Annotated in this window: 8 protein-coding genes; all 8 read left to right on the forward strand. The window is 58.4% G+C overall.

The genetic code is table 11. From position 1 onward, the window contains the following. Positions 1-180 (forward strand): hypothetical protein (locus AC11W3_RS17445; RefSeq protein ID WP_484093447.1); only part of this gene is annotated, 180 nt, incomplete at its 5' end. After that, entirely contained in the window at positions 167-901 is a 735-nt protein-coding gene (locus tag AC11W3_RS17450; protein WP_484091569.1) for an amino acid ABC transporter ATP-binding protein, read from the forward strand. The genes AC11W3_RS17445 and AC11W3_RS17450, both read left to right, overlap by 14 nt. A gap of 226 nt (positions 902-1,127) precedes the next feature. After that, entirely contained in the window at positions 1,128-1,952 is an 825-nt protein-coding gene (locus AC11W3_RS17455) for an ABC transporter substrate-binding protein (RefSeq protein WP_484091570.1), read from the forward strand. Positions 1,953-2,204: 252 nt separating this feature from the next. Beyond that, positions 2,205-2,909 carry an amino acid ABC transporter permease gene (locus tag AC11W3_RS17460; RefSeq protein ID WP_484091571.1) on the forward strand — a complete coding sequence of 235 codons (705 nt, stop codon included), beginning with the start codon at positions 2,205-2,207 and terminating at the stop codon, positions 2,907-2,909. A 58-nt stretch (positions 2,910-2,967) separates the two neighbouring features. Next, a complete protein-coding gene (locus AC11W3_RS17465) occupies positions 2,968-3,669 on the forward strand; it encodes an amino acid ABC transporter permease (RefSeq protein ID WP_484091572.1) in 702 nt (233 codons plus the stop codon). 505 nt (positions 3,670-4,174) lie between these two features. Then, positions 4,175-4,438 (forward strand): hypothetical protein, encoded by a 264-nt coding sequence (locus tag AC11W3_RS17470; RefSeq protein ID WP_484091573.1) that lies wholly within the window; start codon positions 4,175-4,177, stop codon positions 4,436-4,438. A 130-nt stretch (positions 4,439-4,568) separates the two neighbouring features. Then, positions 4,569-6,194: an AAA family ATPase gene (locus AC11W3_RS17475; protein WP_484091574.1), complete on the forward strand. Its 1,626-nt coding sequence runs from the start codon at positions 4,569-4,571 to the stop codon at positions 6,192-6,194. 207 nt (positions 6,195-6,401) lie between these two features. Beyond that, a partial coding sequence (locus AC11W3_RS17480; protein ID WP_484091575.1) for a general secretion pathway protein GspB occupies positions 6,402-7,174 on the forward strand: 773 nt, incomplete at its 3' end.

The following is a 7,174-nucleotide window of genomic DNA, read 5'->3' on the forward strand; positions in this document are numbered from 1 at the left end:
CCTTCTAATGAAATCGAAGATTTAAGCTCCCGTTTCACCAGTTGGCACCGCCATTGCTATAACAGCCTGTTTCGTCGCGCCCCTGAACACCGGGAGGAGGCGATGCCATCCGGGGGAGAGAATTCCCGCGGGAAACGACGGCAAGAAATTGAAAAAGGAGCAGTTGATGATCCAGTTTGACGGCGTGCACAAGTGGTTCAAGAAACTCCATGTTCTAAACGACATAAACCTGAAAGTCACCCAGGGCGAGGTCGTTGTTGTCTGTGGCCCTTCCGGTTCCGGGAAGTCGACCCTGATCCGGACCATAAATCAGCTGGAACCGATCGACAAGGGACACCTGACCGTCGACGGGATGGACCTTCACTGCAAGAAGACCGACCTGAACAAGCTCCGCGCGGAGGTCGGCTTCGTGTTTCAGCAGTTCAACCTCTATCCGCACCTGTCCGTGCTGAACAACATCACCCTGGCGCCCATCAAGATCAGGAAGACCGCGAAGAAGGAGGCCCAGGAGCAAGCCATGCAACTGCTGGATCGTGTCGGGTTGGCTCACAAGAGCGACGCCTACCCCAGCCAGCTCTCCGGCGGCCAGCAGCAACGCGTGGCGATCGCCCGCGCCCTTGCCATGAAGCCGCGCATCATGCTCTTCGATGAACCGACCTCGGCTCTGGACCCGGAGATGATCGGAGAGGTACTGTCGGTCATGCAAGATCTGGCCAAATCGGGCATGACCATGATGGTGGTGACCCACGAGATGGGCTTCGCCCGCGAGGTCTCCGATCGCGTCATCTTCATGGATCACGGGACGGTGCTGGAGGAGGCCAAGCCGGACGAGTTCTTCCGCAACCCGCAGCACGACCGCGCGAAGCAGTTCCTGAAACAGCTCCTTTCGCCCATGCATTAGAGGCGTGAATGGTGAATGGTGAATGGTGAATGGTGAATGGTGAATGGGTGGGATCTTCCCTGCGAAGCTCCGTCACTTGCATGCCCGTAGGAGCGCCCTCCCGGGCGCGAACAGCGCGGATTAGCGCCCGGAAGGGCGCTCCTACGATGTTGGAATATCCGTGTATGGCTAGAACCTCTATTGAGTTATGCAGCAGCAACACCAATATAGTGAACGAGGAGAGGCAATGAAAAGACTGACTACTGTTTTGATGGGTTTGGCTCTGGTTGGCGTGATCGGCAAGGCCGCACTGGCGGCTCCGCCTGCTGATACTCTCGCCGAGGTCAAGAAGAAGGGTGTGCTCGTCGCCGGTGTGAAGGACTCGCTCCCTCCCTTTGGCTACGTCGATGAGAAGAGCCGTCAAATCGTCGGCTACGACGTCGACTTCGTCAATGCCATCGGCAAGAAACTCGGCGTCAAAGTGGAACTCAAACCGGTGACCTCCGCTTCCAGGATGCCGCAGCTCCAGGAAGGAAACATCGACCTCATCGCCGCCACCATGACCAAAAACCCGGAGCGCGCCAAGCAGATCGGCTTCAGCCACACCTACTTCGCCACCGGCCAGAAATTCATCACCAGGAAGGGTGCGATCAAGAGCGTGAAGGATCTCGCCGGGAAGAAGATCGGCACCGCCAAAGGTTCCACCTCGGAGCAGAATGTGAAAAAGGCGATCCCGACTGCCACCGTCCTTTCCTTCGACGATTACCCGCAGGCCTTCCTCGCCCTGCAGCAGGGCAAAGTTGCCGCTGTGACCACCGACGAGGCCATCCTCGCCGGCATCCTGGCCAAGGCTCCCAACAAGGCGAAGTTCGAGATCCCGAACGTGCAGATCTCGGATGAGCCGTACGGCATCGGTATGCGCAAGGACGACGCCAAGTTCATCGCCTTCGTGAACAAGGCCGTCCTCGACATGGAGAAAAGCGGCGAAGCGAAGAGGATCTTCGACAAGTGGTTCGGACCCGCAACCCAGTTCCACCTGAAGAGAAACTTCAAAATCGTGGCTGACAAGTAAAGCCTCAGAGGCATAAGCCTTACCACAGAGGTACACTGAGGGATACAGAGGTACACAGAGGAAAAATTTGCCCCCCTTTGCCAATCAAGTCCCCCTTGAAAAAGGGGGATTTAGGGGGATTTGCTTCCGGGGACAGGGGTATATCCCTTGAACCTGTGACAGACAGTAAGGACACAAAAACAGCGAAAAACTACTGCGGGAGCGCCACCGGTTGCAGGCGGCGCTCCCGCATAGGCTACCAAGAGGTTCTACGTGCTTAAGTATCATTTCGACTGGTCGATCATCACTTCAGGTAAATACTTCGAGTGGCTCGTGTCGGGGACGAAAATTACCCTCGAGATCTCGGCTGTCGGCATCGTCTGCGCCTTCGTGCTCGGACTGCTGATCGCCGTGCTGAAGATGAGCCATTTTCGCCCGGTCCGCTGGATCGCCTCGACCTATCTGGAGTTCTTCCGCAACACTCCGCTGCTGGTCCAGATCTTCTTCTGGTACTTCGGCTCCTACAAGGTGCTGCCGACAGTGGTCAACGACTGGCTGAATAGCACGAACTTCGAATTCGCCGCCGCGGTCATCGCCCTCACCATCTACACCTCGGCCTTCATCGCGGAGGACATCCGCTCCGGCATCCTCTCGATTCCGAAGGAGCAGATGGAGGCCGCCCGCAGCGCAGGTTTCTCATACCTGCGGTCGATGCAGTACATCATCCTGCCGCAGGCCGTGCGCATCACCGTCCCTCCCCTGGTGAACCAGTTCCTGAACCTGGCCAAGAACTCCTCGCTGGCCATGACCATCGGCGTCATGGAGATCACCTACCAGGCCCGGCAGGTGGAGAGCTACTCGTTCAAGGGCTTCGAGGCCTTCACCGCGGCCACGGTCGTGTACCTGGTCCTTTCGGTCTCGATCACCGCGCTGATGGACCTCTACAACAAGCGGGTCCTCAACCCGCACCGCGCCTAGCTGAACCCGGCAAGGCCAACCAAGCAAAAGAACACGCTGCAGGAAGACGGAGAACGAAATGGACGGAATGCTGGATTTCCATGTGATATTAGACAACTTCACCTACTTCATGATCGGGCGCTTTCCCAACGGCCCGCTCGGCGGATTGGGGCTCACCCTCTATCTCGCGGTCGTATCGTGCATCCTCTCTTTCTTCGGCGGCCTCATTCTCGGCCTGCTGAGCCTTTCCCGCATCGCGGCCATCCGCTACCCGGTCAACCTCGTTATCAACACGGTACGCGGCCTGCCGCTGCTCATGGTGATCTTCTGGATGTACTTCCTGCTGCCGGCGCTGATGGGCAAGACGGTACCCGAGAGCCAGACGGTCATTCTCGGACTGACGATATTCACTTCAGCATACATGTCGCAGATCGTGAGGGCCGGGATCGAGGGGATCCCGAAGGGGCAGGTCGAGGCGGCGGTGTCCACCGGCCTCAAGCATTGGCAGGCGATGCTCTATATCGTACTTCCGCAGGGGTTGCGTAACATGATCCCTTCCTTCGTGAACCAGTTCGTCTCGCTGATCAAGGACACCTCGCTGGCCTTCATCGTCGGCGTCTCCGAGCTTACCCACGTCGGCACCCAGGTCAACAACCGGACCATGGCCTATCCGACCGAGATCTTCATCTTCATTGCCGCGGTCTATTTCGTGCTCTGCTTCACCTTCACCTCGTTTTCACGGTGGCTGGAAGGAAGGCTGGCGTGGCGGAAGGCTATTTGAACGCCCCCTGTCGAAACGGCGCTTACCGATTAACGGAATTCTGCTGCTGAATCGGGGCGCCGTAGGTGGCTGGATTGCCCGCCTTGATCGCTCTCACGGCCCCAGATACATCAGCGAAATTGGTCACTATCCTCTTGGCGGTAGTGCCGGTCGTTGGTGTGGTCGGCGTTGTGGTTGCGGTGGTGGTTGAGGTTGAGGTGTTGGAAAAAGTTTTTGGCTCCGGGAACCAATCGAACCCGCAACCAGCCAGCAGTACCAATGCCAGGCAAGCAGTCATCTTCCTTAGCACAAAGTCCTCCCGTACACTCTCCCGCTGTCTCGTAAGGCCCTGTATAAACAATCCAAAATAACTTCGCCGGCAGCTTCAGTCACTGACTTTGTCCCGATGATTCCGGGGGGCAATGACAGTAAATCTATCGTCGTTTCCGTTATTGTCAATGAGGCGCTGATGCAGTGTGATATGCTGATCCGGCAATGAGAGATACCGCAGCCAGGAGGAACCTCGGTGAACGCTGAAATAGTATCGGTACGCTACAGAATCCCACTGACGGATGCGCAAGCGAAAAAACTGAGAAGGACCTGGCCGAATGGTGAGCCGTTTTTCCCCTATGAGAAGATGGAGCGTTATCTGGCGCCACTTCAGGTGGAGGATCTAAACTGGCACCATTATTCGGGGCCATACCTCTATTTCACTGTCTCTGGTGATGACATAGAGGGGACACTGGCGGCGGCACTCAAGGTATTCGAGGCCCGTTTGGAGCCGGAGTGAGAGGACCATAAAGGTTTCAGGTTTCTGTGACTCGAGCAAAATCTGTTGACACTCTCACCTCAAGAAATTATAGCTATAGCAGCTTTTCCACCCAACCCTGTATCAGTCTTCAAAGGACCTTAGGGCGAACATGTACTGGGAATATTTTGGCTTCAGAGAACCTCCGTTCGCCCTTACTCCAAACCCCGCCTTTCTATACCTGAGCTCTCCGCACCAGGAGGCCTTCGCGCATCTCCTATTCGCCATCGAGAATCGCGTAGGTTTCATAGAACTCTCCGGTGAAGTCGGCACCGGCAAGACCACCTTGATCCGGACCCTGCTGAACCAGCTCGATCCGCAGACCTATCGCACCGCGCTGATCTTTAACCCCACCCTCTCGCCCCTGGGCCTTTTGAAGGAGATCAACGCCGAACTCGGCGTCGAATCGTGTAGTACCGAGCTGAGAGACCTGCACCAGGACCTGAACGCCTTCCTCCTGGAAGAGCACCGGGCGGGGCGGACCGTCGTCCTGGTGGTAGACGAGGCGCAAAACCTTTCGGTCGAGGTGCTCGAACAGATCAGGCTGATTTCCAACCTCGAGACCGAGTCGGACAAGCTGATCCAGATCGTCCTTGTAGGGCAGCCGGAGCTGAATACCCTGCTGGCTTCTCCCCAACTGCGCCAGCTCGATCAACGCATCACCATCCGTTACCACCTCACCCCCATGAGCTCTGCCGATACCTGCGACTATATCCGTCACCGGATCAGGTTCGCCGCCGGTGGCCGTGAGCCCCTGACCTTCTCGCAGGGAGCGATGAAGAGGATCTTCAACTTCTCCGGCGGATTGCCGCGCCTGATCAATGGCGTCTGCGACCGCGCCCTGCTCCTGGCCTACACCCGTGAGTGCAAGGAAGTTTCAGCCTCCATGGCCTCGGCTTCGATTGCCGATCTGCGGAAGGAGTCACCGAGTCCTTTGCCGTCATGGATATTTAAGGCGTTGGGCGGATCTATAGCCGTTGCTGCCGTCATTGCCGCTGTCTCGTTCGCACTTCCGAAATCTGGAGCGGAATTCAGCTTGAGAGAGACCGTCAAGGCCGAAAAAGCTCCGCAGCAAGCACCTCCGGCGATCTCTCGTGCTCTGGCCCTGAAGGAACTGGCGGCCGTTGGCGAACAGGAGAACCTGTACGCTGCCGTCAATGCCGTGCTCTCCGCGTGGCAGATGTCCCCAGTTGCTCCGGTACCCGGGGCGGCGAGTGTGAAGACCTTGGCGCGCGAGCGGGGCATGATCGCCACTACTGTGACCGGCAATCTTGATGCCCTGGCACGGATCGACGCCCCTGCTCTGTTACAGGTCGCCCTGCCTGGTGGCGGGAAACGAGTCATCGCCCTGGCGGGTATCGAAAAAGACGCGGTAAAAGTCGTACCGGCCATCGCCGGCCGCTCCAACATCCGGCGTGAGGAATTGGCGCTGATCTGGAACGGCGAAGCCACCATCCTATGGAAGGACTTTCATGGCCTGTCGAATCGTGTGAAGCGGGCCGAGAAGGCGGAAGGGGTGAAGCTGCTGCAGGGGCTGTTGAAGGGAGTCGGCTGCTATAATGGCGCCCCGAACGGAAAACCCGGACGCAAGACACAGGCCGCCGTAGCCGAGTTCCAGCGCAAAGAGCAGATCAAGGTCGACGGCCAGGCGAGCGGCCAGACCCTCTTGCTGCTATACCGTCGCGCCGGCGGCTTCTTCCCGCCCGGAATCAGCTCTCGCGACCTTTCCAGCAGGTGACTTGCTCGAACCGTCATCCCTCCGCGCTGGAAAGGGTAGGGGGGCTTCCCACTTGCGAAGGCGTCTGTTTTTTCTTCACCCTTTGCGAGAGGTTCTGATCTACTCCCCCCTTGACAACGGGGGGGCGGGGGGGATTAGCGCTGTGGCCCCTGGGAGAAACCGACCTTTAACCTGTGACAGTCAAAGAATATACAAAGGCGGAACCAGATGAGCCTGATACTAGATGCACTGAGAAAGATGGAGCAGGAGCGCAAAGCAAGGCGGGCTGCGGGAGATCTGCGTCCCGAGGTACTGCGCTACCGCGGAGACGTAAAGCCTCAGCAGGCAAGGCCGTATCTCCTAATGGTAAGCGGACTCGTACTCCTCCTTGCAGGGGTAGGCGCCGGCTTTGTCCTGAAAGGACATGGCGGGGCAACCGAATCGCAGAGCTCTGAGCTGAAGGTGCCGTCCGGTGATGTGCCGTCAGCAACCAATGTAGCAGCACCACCGGCAACCGTGGTAGTTGCTCCAACGGCCCCTGCGCCGCCGATAGCGTCAGCATCCATCCCTACCGCCGTCCCTTCAGCCTCGGTAGTGTCACGTCCCGCTCCCATTGAAGCGACTGCATCACCTGAAGCTGCGAATGAAGAGAGTGATTACGCCTCCGCACCGACCGTTGCTCGTAAAGCCACACGCGGCAGGAAAGCCACGGCTGCTAGTACGACAGTGCCAGCTGAAGCCCCTCGCATCACCCACGTAAAGCGCCCCAAGCAAGGCTCGTCCGAGGACGTCCAGGTTGGCAGCGGAGACATCACGATTTCCGGGATAGCGTGGCAGGATGAGCGGCACCTGCGGCGGGCGGTGCTGAATGGAAGCCTGGTAGGGGAGGGTGCAGAAGTCGCCGGCGCCCGCGTAGTCGAGATCAAGGAGAACAAGGTCCGTCTCTCCCGTGGCGGCCGCCTCTTCGAGGTCCCCTTCTCCTCCGGCCTCTCCGGGAGGTA

The sequence above is a fragment of the Geomonas sp. genome (assembly GCF_056994735.1).

What these genes read in the sequence shown, in the direction of transcription:
- AC11W3_RS17465 (WP_484091572.1), top strand. Translation starts at nt 2,968, where the DNA reads ATGGACGGAATGCTGGATTTCCATGTGATATTAGACAACTTCACCTAC.
- AC11W3_RS17455 (WP_484091570.1), top strand. Translation starts at nt 1,128, where the DNA reads ATGAAAAGACTGACTACTGTTTTGATGGGTTTGGCTCTGGTTGGCGTG.
- AC11W3_RS17450 (WP_484091569.1), top strand. Translation starts at nt 167, where the DNA reads ATGATCCAGTTTGACGGCGTGCACAAGTGGTTCAAGAAACTCCATGTT.
- AC11W3_RS17475 (WP_484091574.1), top strand. Translation starts at nt 4,569, where the DNA reads ATGTACTGGGAATATTTTGGCTTCAGAGAACCTCCGTTCGCCCTTACT.